This is a genomic window from Dyella sp. (assembly GCF_036568765.1).
Lineage (GTDB): Bacteria > Pseudomonadota > Gammaproteobacteria > Xanthomonadales > Rhodanobacteraceae > GSA-30.
In genome coordinates this window covers 1-18,153 of sequence record NZ_DATCRY010000176.1, presented here as the reverse complement: position 1 = coordinate 18,153, position 18,153 = coordinate 1, and the positions used below count along the sequence as shown (strand labels likewise).

Genomic DNA, 18,153 nt, shown 5'->3' with positions numbered 1-18,153 from the left:
GTCGTGCACGCAGGCGCTCGCGCAATTGCTCCCACGGCATCGCCTGCTGCGGCCGCATGTCGAACAGATCGCGTCCCGCCGGCACGAACGGCGGCAGTTGGTGCGCCAGCAGTTCCATCTCGCGCACCGGCGCGGGTAACTGCAACTGCTCGAGGCGGCTGCGCGCCACTTCGAACAGCATCGCCGGATCGCGCTCGGCGGCAAGCAAGCCGATCGGCAACTCTGTCGCAGCGCCTCGTTCATGCGAGAAGCGCAGCAAGAAGCGCTGCACGCCGCCATCGCGGCCAGCCAAATAAGCCCCCAGGTCGGCGGTCAGACGGCGCAAGGGGAACAGCAGCGACTGGCTGGAACTGACTTCGTAATTGAACTCGATGCGTGCTTCGAAGGCGTCGTCCGGCTGGAAGCACTGCAACGGCGTAGCCAGCGTGCCGCGCAGGCGATCCAGGTGATCGAGTGCCGCTTCGCCGATGCGCCGGCCCAATGCCGCGCGCGGCAAGGCAAAGACCTGGCGCAAATGACGCAAGCCCATCCGGCCCAAGCCGATCGCTACTTCGGGCGGCAGGCCGCAGCGCGCCACGGGCAAGGCATCCAGGGCTTGCCGCAACGGTGCTTCACCGGTGATCGCCAGGCCATCGTGCACATTGGCCAAGGCACGAGCGGCCCATGGATGCGGTGCCAACACGATGCGATGACGAAAACCCAGCTCGCGCAGATCCTCGCGCAGGCAGGCTTCCAGTCGAGGCCATGGCCCGAACAGGCGAAAACTGGCCGCCACCTCCATCAGCAAGGCGGCGGGCATTTCACGGCTGACCTGCGAGCCGTAGCGGTAGGCCCACGCTGCGAGAAACGTGTGCCAATGCGCCACATCGGCAGCATCGTATTCGACGACATGAAAGCGCGGGCAAATCGCCTGTGCGAGGCTCAGGGGCTGTCCAGTGCGCAATCCAGCGGCCTTGCCGGCCGGATTGACTCCACGCAGCATCCGGCGCTGCACCGGTCCATCGATCAGCGCCAGCGGCTCGTCCGGCGTAGCCTGCCTGCGCAGGACGCCGTCGAGTGCCAGTTGCGGCAGAAGAATGCATGCCCACAGCATCGCCGCGCCCTCATCCGGCAAACGGGATCGGCGCCGTCGGCGGATTGCCGCCGCGACATTTGAGCACGCGCAGCTGTGCTGGCTGCGTATCGATGGCGATGCGCAAAGCCGCCGGCGACGGATTGGCCGCCGCGTTGCTCGGACGCAAGGCAAAGCCGAGACACTGACCGGTTTCCGCAGCCAGATGCAGTCGCCGCAAAGCTCGATCGTCCGCCTGCTGCGGCCAGCACACGACCGCGGCACAAGCAGCCGAACGCAGGCATTGCTCCGCCGCCCACAGCACATCGCGCGTTTCGGCGCGCACAACCTGAAGCTGGCGCATGCGCACGCCCGCCTGTGCCCAGGCAGAGGCAAACGGCAAATAAGGCGGTGCGATCAGCGCAATCATGCCGGCATCGTGCGCGTGCGACAGCCGCGCGAGAGTCGGCCACAACAAGCGCAATTCACCGATGCCATCCAGCGGCAGCAACAACTCGCTCAAAGCCCTTTCGGGCCAGCCGCCTGTAGGCAGCGCCGCGTCGAGCGCTGCCCAACCCGTCGGCTGCTGGGACGGCGGCCGTGCATGCGGTTGCCCGCGCCATACGCGGCGGGCATCGAGCAAACTGTCGATGGCGACGAGTTGTCCCATCAACCTGGCCTGATCAAACCGGCGAACAAGCCTTCCAGGGCAAAATCGTTCGTGCGCGGATCGACCTCGATCGGCGCGTAAGCAGGGTTACGCGGTAATAAGCGTATACGCTCGCCGCGACGCTCCCAGCGTTTGACGGTGAACTCGTCGTCCAGGCGCGCCACGACAATCTGCCCGTTGCGCGCCTCAGCCGCGCGATGCACGCCGATCAGATCGCCAGACAGGATGCCATCGAGCAGCATCGAGTCGCCCTGCACTTCCAACAGGTAATCGGGCCGCAAACGAAACAGATGCGGGTCGAGCATTATGTGTCGCTGCGCCTGGGTGTCCGAACCGATCGGACGACCGGCGGCGACACGACCGAGCAAGGGCACCTGTAATAGCGACGCACTTGCCTGCCGCTCTGTTGCAGGCTCGGCAAGGCGCACGCCACGCGCCTTGCCATCGCTCAACTCGATCAGTCCCTCCCTGGCCAGGGACTCCAGGTGCAGGCGCGCCGAGCGATTCTGCTTCAGCCCCAGTGCCTGGGCCATTTCCATCTGGGACGGCGGATAGCCGCGCTCCGCGATGTACTGGCGGAGGTAGTCGAGCAGGCGCTGTTGGAGTGGGGTGACGGTCATGATTACTAATATTAGTAATCCCGCGCCGAAATACATAACTTATTGATTTAAAGCAACTTAGATCTCAAGTTTGCCGCTATCGCGCCCTGATCAGGGCCTGTGCATGATCCCGAAGAGTGTTTGAGAGGTTCTGGGCTTCAAGACCGAGCCGCTTATCTTCCTCTCTGCAGGCCGCAATATCCGCAAACAATCGATTGAGTTCCTGCAATTGCCCCGGCCTCACGAGAAACTTGCCGTCCTTGAGCTTCCAGCGTCCCAGATTCTGCTGAGCCATGATCAGCACTTGCCCCATGCGCTCGATCAACACCTTGGTATTGTCGAACCTCGCGTTAAAGACACGGAAGTTCGACCGGTAAGACTCATCGAACTCCTTACGTTCCATCTCTCGACGATCGCTGGGCAATCGATCGATAAACGATGAGACTTTTTGCATATAGCTGTCGACCAGAGCTCGATCGTCGGCGATCAGCTCTGCCGCCTTCTGCAGCGACGCGCGATTGTTATGCACCTCCTCTGCGGAGACCAATGGTTCCGGTGACGTCGCTTGCCCAAGGTGCAGCGCCTGAAGCTTGTGGGTGTTCTCCGTGATTTTCTGCTCGGTTTCCACTATCAGCGCGGTAACCTCTCTGAGCATTCGCGCTTCCTGCGCATCGGAGCTATTGCCGGTGTCGTTCGCGCTGGGAATATTCTGCGTATCGATGTTGCCACCGTCGGCCAGCTGCTGCATGGTTCGCCCCAGATCCCGCCGGGCCTGTACCAACGCCTGATGATCTTTCGCATATTGCGCCCCTGGGCCGATCCGTCCAAGTGTGCTCAATATCAGCACGATGGCCGAACTCACTAACAGAGCCTTTGCCCGTGATTTCCAGGGAAACGCCGCGACAATTCCTCCCAGGATGAGTGGCGCCATGGCAGCTCCTGCAAGCTCGGGCCAATCACTCTGTGGCATCGACCACCGCGTGACCATGCAAGACACCAGGAAAATCGCGCCCGCCCCGATGGCCGCCATCGAGCCAGACGGCCCCCTCGCCTCTGTGACATGTTGTGGCTTTAACGAGGGAATACCGTCGCGTGCCGAAGACAGCGGTGGCGGTGTCGCGCCGCCAAGCATAAGTGCTGGCGATTTCACTTGGCCCAGCGATGGCTGGCCCGACTCAAGCCCTTCGGCACAACGCTCGCAACAAAAACGACCATCCGCCACAGGTGCGGTACAGAGCCGGCAATACATCGCGTTCCCCCCGGAACCGGGCATCCCTATGCCCGTACCCCACGGATCTTAGGTCCTTCCTCCGGGCGCTTCCACAGTCGGGACCTATGGCACCTATACTGGACGACGGAGCACCAGATCCGAGAGCCCCCATGCGTTCGTTGCCCCCGCTCAACCCCTTGCTGGCCTTCGAAGCCGCATCGCGCCACCTGAATTTCACCAAGGCGGCGCGCGAACTCAATGTCACCCAAGGTGCTGTAAGCCATCAGATCGCGGTGTTGGAAGAGTACTTCGGTGCAAAGCTGTTCGAGCGCAAGAGCAATCAGTTGGAGCTCACCGCCAGCGCCGCCGCCTATGCCGATGTTCTGCATGCGGCTTTCGACGATATCCGCCGCGCCACGATGTCATTCAGTTCGGCGGTATCGCCGCGCACCCGATTGACCGTCAAGGGCTACCCGCTCCTGCTCAGCCGCTGGCTGACTCCGCGCCTGCTTACTTTCAGTCGGCAGTTTCCGCATATCGACGTGCGACTGGTATCGGTGTCGGGTGCCAGCCTGGTCGATTTCGAAAACCAGGATATCGATATCGGCATCCGCTATGGCCGTGGCCACTGGAAAGGGCTGACCAGCCATCTGCTGTTCCTCGACGAACTGGTACCGGTATGTACCAAGGCGCTGGCCAAATCGCTGCACCTGAAAAGCGCCAAGGACATGGTCGGCAAGCCGCTGCTACAAACCCATGCGCGAGCGAACGATTGGCCGGATTGGTTCGCTGCCGCCGGCATGGATAGCGCCGCGGCGCTGAACCAGCTTTCCTCTTTCGAGGATCTAGGTATCGTGCACCGTTTCGCCATCGAAAGTGGCGGCATCGCCATCCTGCAGCGGGCCTATATCGAAGACGATCTGCGCGAAGGCCGCTTGATCGTTCCCTGCGGCCCGGTATTGCGCCGCGAACTGGGATATCACCTGGTGATGCCGGCGAGTGGCGCGAAGGACGGCAAGGTGCGCGAGTTTGCCGATTGGTTGCTTGCTCATCTGGATTGAGGCTGGCCGGACGAATCTATTCGAGCACACTCGCCGTGTTTTGCAGGTTTTTTTATGAGAAAGGTTGAGGCGTTTCGAATATCGTTGCGTGGTTTTCCACGCACGGCGTCCCCCTCACCCCAACTCTCTCCCCCGGCGGAGCGCCGGGGGAGGGTTGGTGGAGGGGGCTCTTGCTATTACTCAGCGCCCAGCCAGCAGACGCTGAGCCAGTTTCAAATGCGGCGCATCGATCATCTGACCGTCCAGCGACAACGCACCTGCGCCCGGTATGGCAGCGAAAGCATCGACAACCGCACGCGCATGCGCCAATGCTTCCGCGGAAGGCTCGAACGCATTGTTGATGATCTCCAGCTGTGCCGGATGAATTGCCATCATGCCGCTGAAGCCATCGCGTGCAGCCCGAGTGGCGATGCGCATAAGCCCCTCTTCGTCGCGAAAATCCGGATAGACCGTCTCAATAGCCCGCACGCCCGCCGCATGCGCAGCGAACAAAGCCAGCGAACGCACCGTGACATAGGGCGCGGTGAAATCGCCATTCGGTTCGCGCGGAGCCGTAGCGCCGATCGCAGCGGAAAGATCTTCCGCACCCCAGGTCAAACCGAGCAATCGCGAAGCAACGGCGCGGTAGCTGCCGAGCTCGAAAACACTGGCCGCGGTTTCCGTTGCAATAGGCAGGATCGGCAAGCCGCCCAATCCGAAGGTCTCCAGTACCGTATCGAACCGCTCGATCGCCGCCTGCCCCGCTGCCTTGGGAAGAATCAGGCCATCGGGTGGATGACCGGCGATGCACTCCAGATCGCGGCGCAACCACGCGCCGCTATCGAGCGGATTGACGCGTACAAAAACGCTCTTCTCGCCCGTCTCGCCGCCGAGAAACTCGGCAATCGCGTCGCGCGCCACCGTTTTTTGTGCGGGCGTGACAGAATCTTCCAGATCCAGCAGCACTACATCGGCGGCCGAATCCATGGCCTTGCGCATGCGCTCCGGCCGGTCTCCAGGCACAAACAACAGCGAGCGCATCTTCATGCCGGCTTCCGCTGCATCAAAGCGCTGCGCAAGCACTGGCATACCGGCTCATCGCGCTGATTGAGCAAACGATGCTGGAACACCACGATACCCGCCTCCGGGCGCGACCGGCTATCGCGCAGCTCGACGATTTCAGTCTCGGCACGCAGGGTATCGCCGATAAAAACCGGGTGCGGCGTCTTGATTTGATCATAGCCGAGATTGGCCACCATGGTGCGCAATGTCGTGTCTTGCACCGTAAGCCCGATCATCAAGCTGAAAGTGAACGTGCTGTTGACCACGATGCGGCCGAATTCGCTCGCACCGGCGTACTGGGCGTCGATATGCAATGGTTGCGGATTGTGCGTCAGCACGGAGAACAGCAAGTTATCTGTCTCCGTGACTGTACGGCGGATTTCATGCTCGAACTGCTGGCCAAGCGTGAATTGTTCGAAATAACGTCCCGGCATGGCGTCTTCAGGTCAAATAGTGCTTGAGAAAATCGATGGAGCGCGATTGCGCCAGATCATAGCTGGCCTGATCGAACGTGGGACGCTCCTCGCAGCCGAAGCCATGCGACGCCCCGTCATAGACGAAGATCTCCACGCCGGGCTGCGCAGCACGAATAGCCGCCACGTCGTCCAGCGAGATGGAATGGTCTTTCTCACCGAAGTGCATTTGCACCGGACATCGCGGTGTCTCGTCCTTATTGGAGGCAATGCCGCCACCGTACCAAGCCACCGATGCGGCGAACGCGTTGCTGCGCGTGGCACCCCACCAGGCGACGCGCCCACCCCAGCAATAACCGACCACGCCAACCTTGCGCTCGCCGAACCATGCACGTGCCGCTTCGATGTCGGCCAGGCTAGCCGATTCCTGGATCTGTGCACGCAAGGCGAAACCGTATTGCAGATCTTCCGGTGCGTAACCCAGCTCGACGTTGCGCTCGGCGCGGTCGAGCAAGGCCGGCGCGATCACCGAGAAGCCGGCAGCCGCCCATTGCGCGCAGGCGTAACGCATATGGCTGTTCAGTCCGAAGACTTCCTGCAGAACCACCAGGCACAGCGGCGAGTCTTGCGGACCGTCGCGATAGGCGTCCAGTTCATGCCCATCGGCGGCGGTGAGTTTGATCCAATCGGCCACGGCTACTCCTCCTTAAAGTGAGGCGCGCCGATACCGGCGCGCGCTTGGGGTGTTAGAACTTGAACGACACCGAACCGCCGACCACCGTGGCGTTGGGGTAGCGTTTGGCACTGAAGACACCCGGATGCATCAGGTATTGCACGTCCGGTGAAAAGAACATCCACGGCGTCAATTGAAACTTGTAAGACAAGTCGATGTACTGCTCCGCGCCCAGGTAGCCAAACTTTGGCTTGGCCGCAATCAATGCGTTGAGCTTGCTTTCGTTCAAGTACGACTTGGCCCACCCCAGGCTCAGCACATCGCTGGGACGGCTGGCAAACGGCCCCAGGAACACCAGGCCCAACGAGTCGTAGCTGGCAATCTGCGACGTGCTGCGATTGCTCTCGGTCCAGTTGGCGAACAACACCAGGCCACGGCTATTGTCCGGCCCCAGATTGAAGATCATCTGATCCAGCGACACCCAGCCACTGTAGCGACCTTCGTGCTGGAGCTTGGCGTTGACTACATCCGGTGCGCGACTGGTGTCGTAGTATCCACCGATCTTGTAGTGTCCGGGCAGATGGTTGTCGCCGAAACCCGGACTCCAGCCCAGTTCGGAAAGATAGATCGCACCGGTCGTGCCCTGCGTGTCGAGACGAAAACCCTGATCCGGATCGGTGAAGCGTGTGGGGTTGACGTCGAAGACAGCCACCTTGAGGTACAGGTCAGGCTTGAAGAACGCGGTCACGCGCGCGCCAAGCTGGGCACCGGGCGGGTTCTGGAAGCCGCTGGTGTTGGCGGCCAGCGAATTGGGATGACCGCAGAAACCCTGGTTGAGGAAGCTGCACAACAGTGGGTTGTAATCGAACTCGGCCGCCGCGGGAAAATAGCCGATCTGGTAGCTCAAGCGCCCGTGATAAAGGTTCTGCTTGAAGCTCATGTTTGCCAGGCGGAAATTCTCGCCTTCGCCGTAGTTGCTCATGATCGTCACGCGCGTGCCGGCCAGCAACGACGCGTTCGAACCATAACGATCGGACATGGCGAAGGTGAAGATGCCATCGTCGATGCCCGCCAGCTTCGCCATATCGAAGTTGGCGCCCAGGATGACCTGGTTATTCGTCGACGTGCCCTGCTTGGCACCGCCGTTGACGATATCGGCAGTCTGCACTGTGTAGCTGGAAAAAATATCCACGCCAGCATTGCGCCAGCGGCTGCGCACGCCACCCCAATCGCCGGTCATGCCTTGCTGGTGCCACCAGTCCTGCATGTTGGTGCCGGGAGCCGGCGAATCGATGCGGCGCTGCGGCGGGTCGCTTTGTTGTGCATCGTCTGCGCTGGCGGACAAGCCGATCGCCAACAGCGCAAAGGCTGCCGTACGGCGCAGGCGCGAAATAGTTTGCTTGGACATGGTGCTGCTTTCCTCCCCCTCGGGTAACGTGTCATGTCCGCCCTGTACCCAAAGTCGGTGCGTGTCGCTGTTGTCGCTGTATTCCTGGGTACCGGTCGAATTTTTGAGTGTGCAAAGCCGGACGGGCTTGCGCCCGCCAAAAAAACATCTATCGATAAGGCTGCAAGGCGGCGCTCACCCCGAGCGCCACGATGCAAGATCGATCAATGCCTGGTCATATCCGCCAACGTCTGTTCCGAACGCAGTTCGTAATAACCCCACAACAAGCGCAACAGGCGTGGATTGAACGTACCGCGCGCGCAATCGGCCGCCTCTTCCGGCGAGAGCGGCAGCGCGCCGCCGAGGATTTCCGCCTCGACCTGCTTGCGTGCGTTCTCTTCGAAGAAAGTGCTGCGAAAAAATGCGATCTCCGCGCTTTCACCGACTATCACGCTACCGTGCCCGCGCATCTGCACGGCCACGTTCTTGCCCAATGCCGCCGACAGCGATGCCGCCTGCGGATCGGAAACCACCAACCGCGGGTTATCCCAGGTCGGTACTCCCGTATAAAGGAATGCTCCATGCAGAAACACCGGCACCATCGGCTTGCCTGCGATACCCAGCAAGGTCGAATGCTGGGCGTGCAGATGCGTGACGCTCATGATTTCCGGACGGTCGCGATGGATCTGTGTATGGATACGCCATTCCAAGGGCACTTCGAGACCAGGATGCTCAAGGATCTCGCCGTTGATATCGAACACGAAAACATCTTCGGGCTTGACCAGGGCCTTCTCGGAACCGGCACCCGGACTGAGCAGGATACGGTCGGTACCCGGCACGCGGATGGAAACATGACCGAACATGCCGATCGAGCCCTGCAGGCTCAGCATGCGGCACATCACCGCGGTCTTTCGACGCAGTTCGGCTTCGGTTTCCACCGGCGCGGCGTCGATGTTCGCTTCTGTCATGGATCAATCCTCGACTTTCGTATGGCTTGGATCATTCGCCCGCGGCCTTCGCTGCTGTCTCATCCAGACGCAGGCCGCGGAAACGGCGGTAACACAGGTAAATCAACAAGAGCGCACCGATCCCACCGATCACCAGTGGCACCAGCGGCACCAGAAACAACTGCGGCAGTGGCGTATGCCGTGCAATCAACCAGCCGCCCAACACAGGGCCGGCGGTCGACACGATGCGCCCCACACCGCTTGCCCAACCCGCACCCTTGGAACGAATGCTGGTCGGATAAATCATGCCGGTAACGGCGTTCATGCCCAGCTGGCTGCCCAGTACGCAGGCTCCGGTCAGGAACACCACGCCGGTCAGGGCGTAATGCGACAATCCCGGTATACCGATAGCCGCCACCACCGGACCGCCGATCAGGAAATAACCGGCAATCGCCACGATGCCCCAGCGATCGATCAAGCGGCTGATGATCAAGCCACCGACGATCGCGCCCACGTAATAGGCCGCCTGGGTTACCGCGGTCTGGTCGCTGCTCAACCCCGCTGCACGAAACAGCGTCGGCATCCAGCTGTTGACAAAGAAGTTCACCACGAGCGCGGCAGAGAACAGCAACCACACCAGCACGGTGATCCAGCCCAACCCGTCGGCAAACAACAAGGCTGGCGATATCGCATTGACGCCCTGCCGGCTAGCAGCGATGGTCAATGGCGTTTCAGGCGTGATGCCAAGATCGGGCCGCAGTTGCGCCGCCAGCTCGGAAGCCTTTGCATTGGCGCCCTTCTTGGTCAGCAAAAACTTTATCGACTCGGGAAGCAAAAAATAAAGCACGATTGCTAATAAAAGTGGTGCGGCTCCGCCGACGACAAAAAATGCGCGCCAACCGAAATCATGCTGCAACGTCGTTGCAACAACGGATGGCAAAATACCGCCCACCGCGAGCCCCATGAACATCACGATGATCAACGTCGCACGCAGGCGGCGCGGCGCGAACTCCGCGTTCAGAGCGACGGTATTGGGTAGCAAACCGCCCAGTCCTACGCCGGAAATGAAGCGCAAAGCCAGCATGATCTGCAAATCGGGTGCCACCGCCATCAGCAGGCTAAATAGACCGTAGACCACCGTGGACAGGATGATCGCCGTGCGGCGTCCATAGTGATCGCCGATATAACCGAACAGCGGACCGCCGACGGCCATGCCGACAAGGCCCGCGCTGAACACCGGCCCCAACTCGGAGGCCGGGAAATGCCAGGAGCGAATCAATTCGGGGGCAGCGTAAGACATTGCGGCCAGATCGAAACCATCTGCGCATTGCACCAGCAACGACAGAATCACGATCCGAATCACCAGCGCGCCGATCTTCTGACCATCCACCAAGCTGTCGACTTCGATGGGTTTCATCGTATGGCTATCCCGCGTCGCCGGTATCGGATTGGCATGAAGGCTCGCCATCGCCACTCAGCCGCCGTCGCCCAGGAAGGTCCAGACATTACCTTCGACAATCGCACGGACGGTTTCCGGCGGAAGGTCCGCGGCCTCGATCGCGCCGATCGGGTCTTCCTCGCCTAAGCCGAAGGGATAGTCAGTGCCCATCAATACACGATCGGCGCCATGCTTTTCCACCACAAAATGCAGGCTGGGAGGATCGAAGGTCAGGGCGTCGACGTAGATCATCTTCGCGTATTCGCTCGGCTTGCGGCTGATGTGCTCGCGCATTTCCGCGCGAGCCGCATAACCCTTGTCCACGCGACCGAGCACCAGCGGGAATGCGCCACCGGCATGCGCGAAGCAGATGCGCAGATCCGGCAGTTTTTCCAACACGCCACCGACGATCAATCGCGTCATGGCCAGTGCGGTTTCCAGCGGATTGCCGACGATATTGGGCAAGTAGTAACGCTGCAGTCGCTCACCGCCGATCAAGGGCTGCATGGGATGCACGAACACTGCGGTACCGGTGTCGATGCACGCCTGGAAGAAAGGTAGCAAGGCCGGATCGTCCAGGTCGCGCCCTGCCGGGCAGCTGCCGATCTGCACCGCGCGAATCTTCAGTTCACCGCTGAGATAGCGCAGCTCCTCGATCGCACGATCGACATCCTGCAACGGTACGGTGCCCATGCCGGCGAAGCGATCCGGGCGACTGGCGACCAGCTCGGCGATATGCCGGTTGAGAAAACGCGCTACAGCCTGCCCAGCTTCCGGTGGAGCCCAATAACAGCTCAACATCGGAATCGGCGAGATGACTTGCAGGTCCACGCCTTGCCGATCCATATCCTGCAATCGGCAATCCAGCGACCAGAAGCGCTCGTGGAGCTTCATGATGCTCGTTTCGCCCATGAACAACATCGCCGCATCCGGCGCCACGGACTCGAGCCGCGGCCAGCGACCCGGGCCGAACTGCCCCTTCCAGTCGGGCAACCGGTCCGGCGATGGAATCACATGAGTATGAAAATCGACGCGCATGCCAACAGCTCCGGGAATACTTGAAAAGCAGGCGCTAGCGATAGCGCGCCAGGAAAGCCAGGGAACGCTCGCGCGCCAGCGCGGCGGACTTAGGCTCGTAGAAACGGCGATCGTTACAGCTGAAGCCGTGCTCGGTCCCGGGATACAGGTGCATCTCGATCTCCGGCTGCGCCTGGCGGATCTTTTCCACGTCGGTCAGCGGGATGTACTCGTCGTGCTCGGCGAAGTGCAGCAGCACGGGCGCATGCAGTGTCTCGTTGGCGTAGCCGGCGATCTGGGCACCGTAGTAGCCCACCGCGCAGACCACGCCCTTCAGTCGCGCCGCAGCCAGATAGGCCAGCGATCCGCCCCAGCAATAGCCCAGCGTGGCGACGCGGCCGTGCGCACCGGCGACATCGATCGCCGCCTGCACGTCCAGCATGGTTTGATCCATGTCCAGCTTGGCACGCAGCTCGCGGCCCTTCTGCATGCCAGCCGGATCGTAGCCCAGCTCTACGTCGCGCTCGACGCGATCGAAGATCGCCGGCGCGATGGTGTAGTAACCGTCCTGTGCGTACTGCTCGGCCATCGCGCGGATGTGCGCATTGACGCCAAAGAACTCCTGCAACATGACGATGGCACCGACCGCATTGCCAACGGGCTCGGCAACATAGGCGGCCAGCCGGTGACCGTCGCTCGCAGTGATTTCAATATGCTGACCCACGTACACTACTCCTAGACAAAACCATTATCGGCAGCTTGCGCGAAAGACAAGCCCGAAATACCCGTCTTCGCATCGAAGGCGCCGGTGACGCGCTTACCGATCAAATCGCGCAGCGTCTCGGAGGTACCGCCGCCCAGGGTGCCATAACGCGCACCGCGATACAGGCGCGACACCACGCTGTCGTCGGTAAAACCAAAACCGCCATGGATCTGCAGGGCTTCGCTGGTCACTTCCAAAGACATCTCGTTGCAACGAATCTTTGCCGTCGCCGCCAACAATGGGTCAGGAAACGGATCGGCCGACAAGCAGGCGCGATACAACAGCCCGCGTGCCGCTTCGATGGCGATGAACATATCGGCCAGTTTCCAACGCATACCCTGGAAATTGCCGATGGCGCGACCGAAAGCCGTGCGCCTGGACGCATAATCCACGGCCTCGTCGAAGGCGCCCTCGGCCAAGCCCAGCGAAATGCTCGGATTGAGGCAACGCTGCGTATTGAAGGCCGACAGCAGCGATTTTAGCCCCTGGCGCTGCACGACCAGCTGGTCGATCGGAATCTCGCAGTCGGTCAAGGTAATCTCGTGCAGATTCTCGCCACCGAGCGTGTGCACCTTGGAGGTCAGGGCCAGCCCTGGCGTGCCCTGCTCGATCAGCGCGCAACCGATGCCGTCGAGCCCCGGCTCGCCGTTGATGCGTGTGAATACCACGAACAGCCCGGCCTCTTCGGCGCGACTGATCAGTGACTTGGTGCCGTTGAGGATCACCTTGTCGCCGCGAATTTCCGCGTTGGTGGTGTAGCTGGCCATGTCGGTGCCGGCGTGCGGCTCGGTCAGGCAGATCGAGAGCACGCAGTCACAGGTGCACACCTGCGGCAGGTACTTCTGCTTGATGCGCTCCGGCGCGAAAGCGGAGATGACCCGCGTCTGCGTGCCTACCTCGCCCAGCACGGCCATCGCGGTGATGTAGCAGCCCTTGGCAATCTCTTCGAGCACCAGGGCGGTATCGAACACGCCCAGCTCCGAACCGCCGTACTGCTTTGCCACGGCCATGCCGAGCACGCCGATGTCGGCCAGCTTGCGCATGTTTTCCCACGGGAACGAACCGTCGAGCAGTTCCTTGCCACGAGCCTTGAATTCACCCTGGACCAGCTCGCGCACCTGACCGATGCGACGCGTCTGTTCCTTGCTCAAGGCGATACCAGGAGGCATGGCGGTGTAACGATGATTTATCACGTCAGACATCGCGGCGCGCCGCTCCCTCGACAAGGCTTTCGATACTGGTAAAGACTTCGGCGCCTGCATCGCGCAAGGCACGTGTCTTCGACTGAATGGTGCCGCGACCGCCCTGGATCAGCGCGCCGGCATGGCCCATGGTCACGCCTTCGGGCGCCGACGCACCCGCGAGCAGGACGAACACGGGCTTGTTGAAACCGAGTCGCGTCATTTCCGCGGCGAGGTCTTCTTCTTCGCTACCGCCGATCTCGCCGAGCACTAACACGGCGCGCGTGGCGGCATCCTGCTGGAAGTACGGCAGCAGCTCGGCAAAGCGCAGCCCCTTGACCGGATCGCCACCGACGCCGATCCACGCCGACTGGCCGATGCCGCGACTGGCCAGGCGGAAACAGGTTTCGTACGAGAGCGTGCCGCTCTTGGACATCACACCCAACGAACCCGGCTTGAGCGAGACATCGGGAATAAAGCCCAGCTTCATGCGCTCAGGAATAGCCAGGCCCGGTGTGGACGGACCGATCCAGTGCGCACCGCGCTCCTTGACCATGGCGTAGGCCGTCATCGCATCGCGTACCGGCACGCCTTCGGACGGCGACACGATCAGCTCGATGCCCGCGTCTAACGCTTCGGTGACTGCGCGCAGTACATCGAGCGGCGGCACCAGCGTCACGCTGGCGACTGCACCGGTCGCGGCGACGGCCTCGGCACAATTAGCGAACAAAGGAATATCGGAATCGTCCCGGCGTGCACTGGCGCCGGCGGTACCGCCGACGATATTCGTGCCGTATCGCTTCATCAGCGTCGCATGGCGGCTGCCCATGCGCCCGGTGGCGCCCTGCACCAGGACTTTGGCCGTCGGATCGAGATGGAACGGAGTCATGCTGTCACTCCTGCCCGCTCAATGGCGATCTGCAAAGCCTTGTCCAAATCCGATTCCACCACAATGGCGCGGCCAGACGCTTCGATCGTCCGTCGCGCAGCTTCGAAATTGTTGCCGATCAGACGCGCCACGACGGGAACGCCCAGCTCGGGTACCGCGTCGAGCGCGTCCAGCAGCAATTGCGCGAACTCGCCCAGGTCGGTAATTCCGGCGAACACATTGACCAATACAACAGCAATATCGCTGCCCTGCGTAAACTGACGGAGCACCTCGATCAGACGTGCCGGGCTGCCGCGTAGCTGGCCGGTGCGTACATCGCAGAAATTGAACGGCCGCCGGCTGGCCTGACGCATCTCGTCGATCAGCATCATGCTCAGGCCCGCACCGGTCGTGAGCAGGCCGATCTGACCGTGCGTATCGAGACCCACGTAATCGAAGTCGTGTTCGAGCTTGAACAAGGACTCGCGATACGCCTGCGGGCGACTGCGCACGATGCGCTCTACCTCGGGCTGGCGCGGCAATGCGTTCTCGTCGATTGCTAGCTTCATGTCGCCAGCCACCCAACTGCCGTCGGCGAGCACGAACAGCGGGTTGACTTCGATCAGGCTCGCGTCGAAACGCAGGAAGGCGTCGATCAAAGCGTGGAACGCGGCATTCAGCGGTTCGCGCAGCTCGGGTGCCACATGTGCCAGCAAGCCCTCGGCCGCGACGACCAGCGATGCCTCGTCCGGCGCGGCCACCGCGCTCAACATGGCGTCGGCGGCATGCTCTTCGACATCTACCCCGCCCTGCGTCGACAGCATCACGCGCACCGCGCGCGCTGCCGCATCGACCATCAGGCCCGCGTAGATCTCATGCACGAAATCGACTTTGCGCTCCACGCGGAAGCCAGCAATTCGGTGCCCTTTGATCGATCCGTCGGCGTGCGCACGGACAAATTCGACCACCTCGGCGTGAGTCGCGGCAAAGCCGATGCCACCCGCCTTGCCGCGACCGCCCACACCTACCTGAGCCTTGACGACCCAGGGACCTTTGCCGTCCAGCGCCACATCGGCAACGGTACGACCGTCGACGAAGACACCCTCCGGGATCGTCATCCCCTGTGCGCGGACCAGCTCTTTCGCATCGTGCTCTAGTAACAGCAAGTTCAAACCCAGCTTGGTAAAACCCGGTGACTCAACGCCGTAACTTCATCGCAGGCGAGGCTACGGCGTCCCCTTGATGGGGTGGCACCTTAGTCAATGGATCTGGGCTTGCACACGGACCATTTGGCATTGAGGCATGAGTAATGCTCATTAAAGCCATGGCTAAACACATGGTTCGTCTTGATGCAAGCCATGGCGCAACAAAGGGCCGTTTGTACGTTTTTAAAAGGAAGGCCGGGACGCCGGCCTGCGCCATGCTGCATAGCAGCATCAGCAAGCCATGCCGAGCGGGGCCAAAACTTTTTCTCGAGAGGGGTGGCTCGGCCGTGCTTCAGCCCGCTTTACGCCGTAACAAATGGCAGCTTTACCTGTGCGCCATGGAATTTCTCCAGCCGGCGCGCACCGGCTCCGCCTGGCGTCAGGCCATAGAATGACTTGGCGTTCTCGCCCAGGATGGCTCGTGCCTGCTCTTCCCCCAGACGCAAATCGTCCAACACGAAGCGGTTGAACGCCGTCAGATACCGTTCCGCGCCCGGCACGGAACCGAGCATGTCCCAATCCGATCCGTACATGACGTGCTGCCACACGCCTTCTTTACCGATCATGCCCATCTGCCCAGCGAGCGCCTTGCGTGTGGGCGCATCGCCGAGGATGTGCTCGTAGTAGCTCAGATCGGCAAATACCTGACCAGGGAAGCGCGCCATCATCGCTGCAACCTGTTCGCGCCAGGCCGAAGGCTTATCGACGTCGTGATCTCCACCCATATGACCCAGGCTGATTCGTAACTTCGATGTCCCCTGGAGAAATGTCTCGGCATGACCGCCCAAGAGATCCGCCCAGAACGCCGGATTGGCCATCTCCGCCGTACCAGGACCCGCGCCATTCGATTCGGAAGCATGCGCCATGACAGGAATACCCTTATCCGCGCACATATCGAAAAAATCGCCCAGCACCTGATCCAGCCTGGCACGGGCGATGGGTCCCGCGCTTCGCGGCGGGCAAGCCGGCAACGTGCCCGGTGCATTGACATTGCCGCTCGCCTGGAAGCCCATCGGCGGATACATCTTGAAGGCGATGCAACCGGATTGCTCGATGGCAGCGAGCGCCTTGCCCAGAGAGTCGCCACCATCACAAGCCGCGCGCAGCGGATTGAATGCCGCCATGCCCTGTACGCGACCCTGCGTCGCCAGGGCAATCTCACGCATCACCGCCAACTGTTTATCCATATGCGAACGCGTGCGTCCGTCGTCTACCGTCGCGTCGCCGAGCCAGAGGTCGAAGTCGACCATGGCCGGACAAAGCATGTCCACTCCGGGCTGCGAATCGCAGCCATACATCTGCAGCATCGACCAGGCGTTCTCTGTGCGAAAACGAAAAAACGGCTTCAAGAAGGTAATCACATTGAACGAATCGGCACGCGCGAAGCGCTGCTCAAGCAGCATTTGCTGGCGTACGCCTTCGGCAGTTTGCAGCGTCGACATCACCATGCGCGGCTCGATGGCAGCGGCGACAAAACCGCTGCGCTGACGGAACGCGGTGACCTGGCGTGTGAATTCCTGCATCCGTGCCGGATCGCGTCGATTGACCTCGCGCCAGAACTCGGCATAGCGCTCGTCGGAGTTGGTGCCCATGTCCTGGATAGTTGCGTCCAGTGGAGGGCCTCCTTGGGCAGCCAGCGAATGCAGGCCCGGAGCGAATACAGGCCGCGTTCCCTCCTTGCTACCCGCCTTGCGCAACCACTTCAGTTCCTCGTCCGCACTCGGTGCCAGCCGCCAACCCAATTCCTGGATCAGGTCACCGATCAGACTCAGCGGGCTGGTGTCGGGGACTTTCAACTGAGTCTGGTTGATGAAACCGCCAACCTGCAGATCGCTGGAATTGAAGATATGACAATGCGCATCGGCCACGAACGAAGCCTGCGGTTGATCGAAATGCGCACAAGCCGGTGGCTTCACCAGGCGCCGCTGGCAACCACCGAGGGCCGTAACGGCGGCGAGGGATAATGCGGCCTTCAGGAAGTCCCTACGCGACTGCATGACGTCCTCCTTGAATTCTGCCGTAGATACAGCGGATCAGGCGCAACGTTCCGAGCTTGCTAAGTGAGCGCTCGACTCGGCAATACGCTATTGGTTGTAGGTATGGACAAGGGGAAGCAAGAGCCCCCCTCACCCCCACCCTCTCCCCCGGCGAAGCCGGGGGAGAGGGAGCAGTCTTCGCAAGCGCGAAACACTGAGGTTCGCTCCAGTCAGCTCCCTCTCCCCTGGCTTCGCCGGGGGAGAGGGTGGGAGTGAGGGGGGCTCTTGCCTCTCCTACAAGCGCCCACACACGCCGCTCTTCATCCTGACGCATACCGAGTCCCCGCACCTCTACGTCGGCAACCACATCGACACAACATGCAACGCGCAACAGCCAAAACTTGCCTTGGCGGAACGACTCGGACGACAACTTACGGATATCACCGAAAGAAGACACCACCACCCAAGTCGCTCCGACAAAACAAGTCAGAGGGCTCGGGCTGCAAAACACACAGCCCGAACCCATTGCCTGCTTCGTCACGCCACCGCTAGGCGCCCGGGCCCTCCCCGTGGCGACGTAACGCATCCGCTCGCTCGTCCAGTATCTGCAGCGCGGCGGTCAAGCCGTGGACAGTACGTGCGTCTTCCCACCA

General features: G+C 61.6%; 17 protein-coding genes. 1 reads left to right on the top strand and 16 read right to left on the bottom strand.

Going from position 1 to position 18,153, the window contains the following annotated elements:
* The 4 genes from VIM98_RS12350 to VIM98_RS12335 all read right to left on the bottom strand — a co-directional run.
* On the bottom strand, positions 1 to 1,093 hold a 1,093-nt coding region (locus VIM98_RS12350), incomplete at its 3' end, for a DNA polymerase Y family protein (RefSeq protein ID WP_331993410.1).
* A 10-nt stretch (positions 1,094 to 1,103) separates the two neighbouring features.
* Positions 1,104 to 1,721: a translesion DNA synthesis-associated protein ImuA gene (gene imuA, locus VIM98_RS12345; protein ID WP_331993409.1), complete on the bottom strand. Its 618-nt coding sequence runs from the start codon at positions 1,719 to 1,721 to the stop codon at positions 1,104 to 1,106.
* Positions 1,721 to 2,341 carry a transcriptional repressor LexA gene (gene lexA, locus VIM98_RS12340; RefSeq protein WP_331993408.1) on the bottom strand — a complete coding sequence of 207 codons (621 nt, stop codon included), beginning with the start codon at positions 2,339 to 2,341 and terminating at the stop codon, positions 1,721 to 1,723. Before lexA ends, imuA begins: the two co-directional genes overlap by 1 nt.
* 76 nt (positions 2,342 to 2,417) lie before the next feature.
* Positions 2,418 to 3,251 (bottom strand): hypothetical protein, encoded by an 834-nt coding sequence (locus VIM98_RS12335; RefSeq protein WP_331993407.1) that lies wholly within the window; start codon positions 3,249 to 3,251, stop codon positions 2,418 to 2,420.
* A 449-nt stretch (positions 3,252 to 3,700) separates the two neighbouring features.
* On the opposite strand from VIM98_RS12335, the gene VIM98_RS12330 reads away from it, so the two are divergent.
* Positions 3,701 to 4,591, top strand: a complete 891-nt coding sequence (locus VIM98_RS12330; RefSeq protein WP_331993406.1) for a LysR substrate-binding domain-containing protein — start codon at positions 3,701 to 3,703, stop codon at positions 4,589 to 4,591.
* Between the two features lie 180 nt (positions 4,592 to 4,771).
* Here VIM98_RS12330 and VIM98_RS12325 read toward each other — a convergent pair whose 3' ends face one another.
* The 12 genes from VIM98_RS12325 to VIM98_RS12270 form a co-directional block, all read right to left on the bottom strand.
* A complete protein-coding gene (locus tag VIM98_RS12325) occupies positions 4,772 to 5,617 on the bottom strand; it encodes a CoA ester lyase (RefSeq protein ID WP_331993405.1) in 846 nt (281 codons plus the stop codon).
* Positions 5,614 to 6,066, bottom strand: coding sequence for a MaoC family dehydratase (locus VIM98_RS12320; RefSeq protein WP_331993404.1), 453 nt, complete (start codon positions 6,064 to 6,066; stop codon positions 5,614 to 5,616). Before VIM98_RS12320 ends, VIM98_RS12325 begins: the two co-directional genes overlap by 4 nt.
* 7 nt (positions 6,067 to 6,073) lie before the next feature.
* On the bottom strand, positions 6,074 to 6,739 hold the full coding sequence (locus VIM98_RS12315) for a dienelactone hydrolase family protein (protein WP_331993403.1): 666 nt from the start codon (positions 6,737 to 6,739) through the stop codon (positions 6,074 to 6,076).
* Between the two features lie 52 nt (positions 6,740 to 6,791).
* Entirely contained in the window at positions 6,792 to 8,126 is a 1,335-nt protein-coding gene (locus tag VIM98_RS12310; RefSeq protein ID WP_331993402.1) for a carbohydrate porin, read from the bottom strand.
* A 203-nt stretch (positions 8,127 to 8,329) separates the two neighbouring features.
* Entirely contained in the window at positions 8,330 to 9,073 is a 744-nt protein-coding gene (locus VIM98_RS12305) for a class II aldolase/adducin family protein (RefSeq protein WP_331993401.1), read from the bottom strand.
* A 31-nt stretch (positions 9,074 to 9,104) separates the two neighbouring features.
* On the bottom strand, positions 9,105 to 10,469 hold the full coding sequence (locus tag VIM98_RS12300; RefSeq protein WP_331993400.1) for an MFS transporter: 1,365 nt from the start codon (positions 10,467 to 10,469) through the stop codon (positions 9,105 to 9,107).
* 57 nt (positions 10,470 to 10,526) lie between these two features.
* Positions 10,527 to 11,528 carry an amidohydrolase family protein gene (locus VIM98_RS12295; protein ID WP_331993399.1) on the bottom strand — a complete coding sequence of 334 codons (1,002 nt, stop codon included), beginning with the start codon at positions 11,526 to 11,528 and terminating at the stop codon, positions 10,527 to 10,529.
* Positions 11,529 to 11,562: 34 nt separating this feature from the next.
* On the bottom strand, positions 11,563 to 12,231 hold the full coding sequence (locus tag VIM98_RS12290; RefSeq protein WP_331993398.1) for a dienelactone hydrolase family protein: 669 nt from the start codon (positions 12,229 to 12,231) through the stop codon (positions 11,563 to 11,565).
* Positions 12,232 to 12,242: 11 nt separating this feature from the next.
* Positions 12,243 to 13,472, bottom strand: coding sequence for an acyl-CoA dehydrogenase family protein (locus tag VIM98_RS12285; protein WP_331993397.1), 1,230 nt, complete (start codon positions 13,470 to 13,472; stop codon positions 12,243 to 12,245).
* Positions 13,465 to 14,340 (bottom strand): succinate--CoA ligase subunit alpha, encoded by an 876-nt coding sequence (locus VIM98_RS12280; RefSeq protein ID WP_331993396.1) that lies wholly within the window; start codon positions 14,338 to 14,340, stop codon positions 13,465 to 13,467. The genes VIM98_RS12285 and VIM98_RS12280 overlap by 8 nt, the downstream gene beginning before the upstream one ends.
* Positions 14,337 to 15,485, bottom strand: a complete 1,149-nt coding sequence (locus VIM98_RS12275) for an ATP-grasp domain-containing protein (RefSeq protein WP_331993395.1) — start codon at positions 15,483 to 15,485, stop codon at positions 14,337 to 14,339. Before VIM98_RS12275 ends, VIM98_RS12280 begins: the two co-directional genes overlap by 4 nt.
* Positions 15,486 to 15,826: 341 nt before the next feature.
* Entirely contained in the window at positions 15,827 to 17,521 is a 1,695-nt protein-coding gene (locus VIM98_RS12270) for an amidohydrolase family protein (protein ID WP_331993394.1), read from the bottom strand.
* Positions 17,522 to 18,153: the final 632 nt, after the last annotated feature.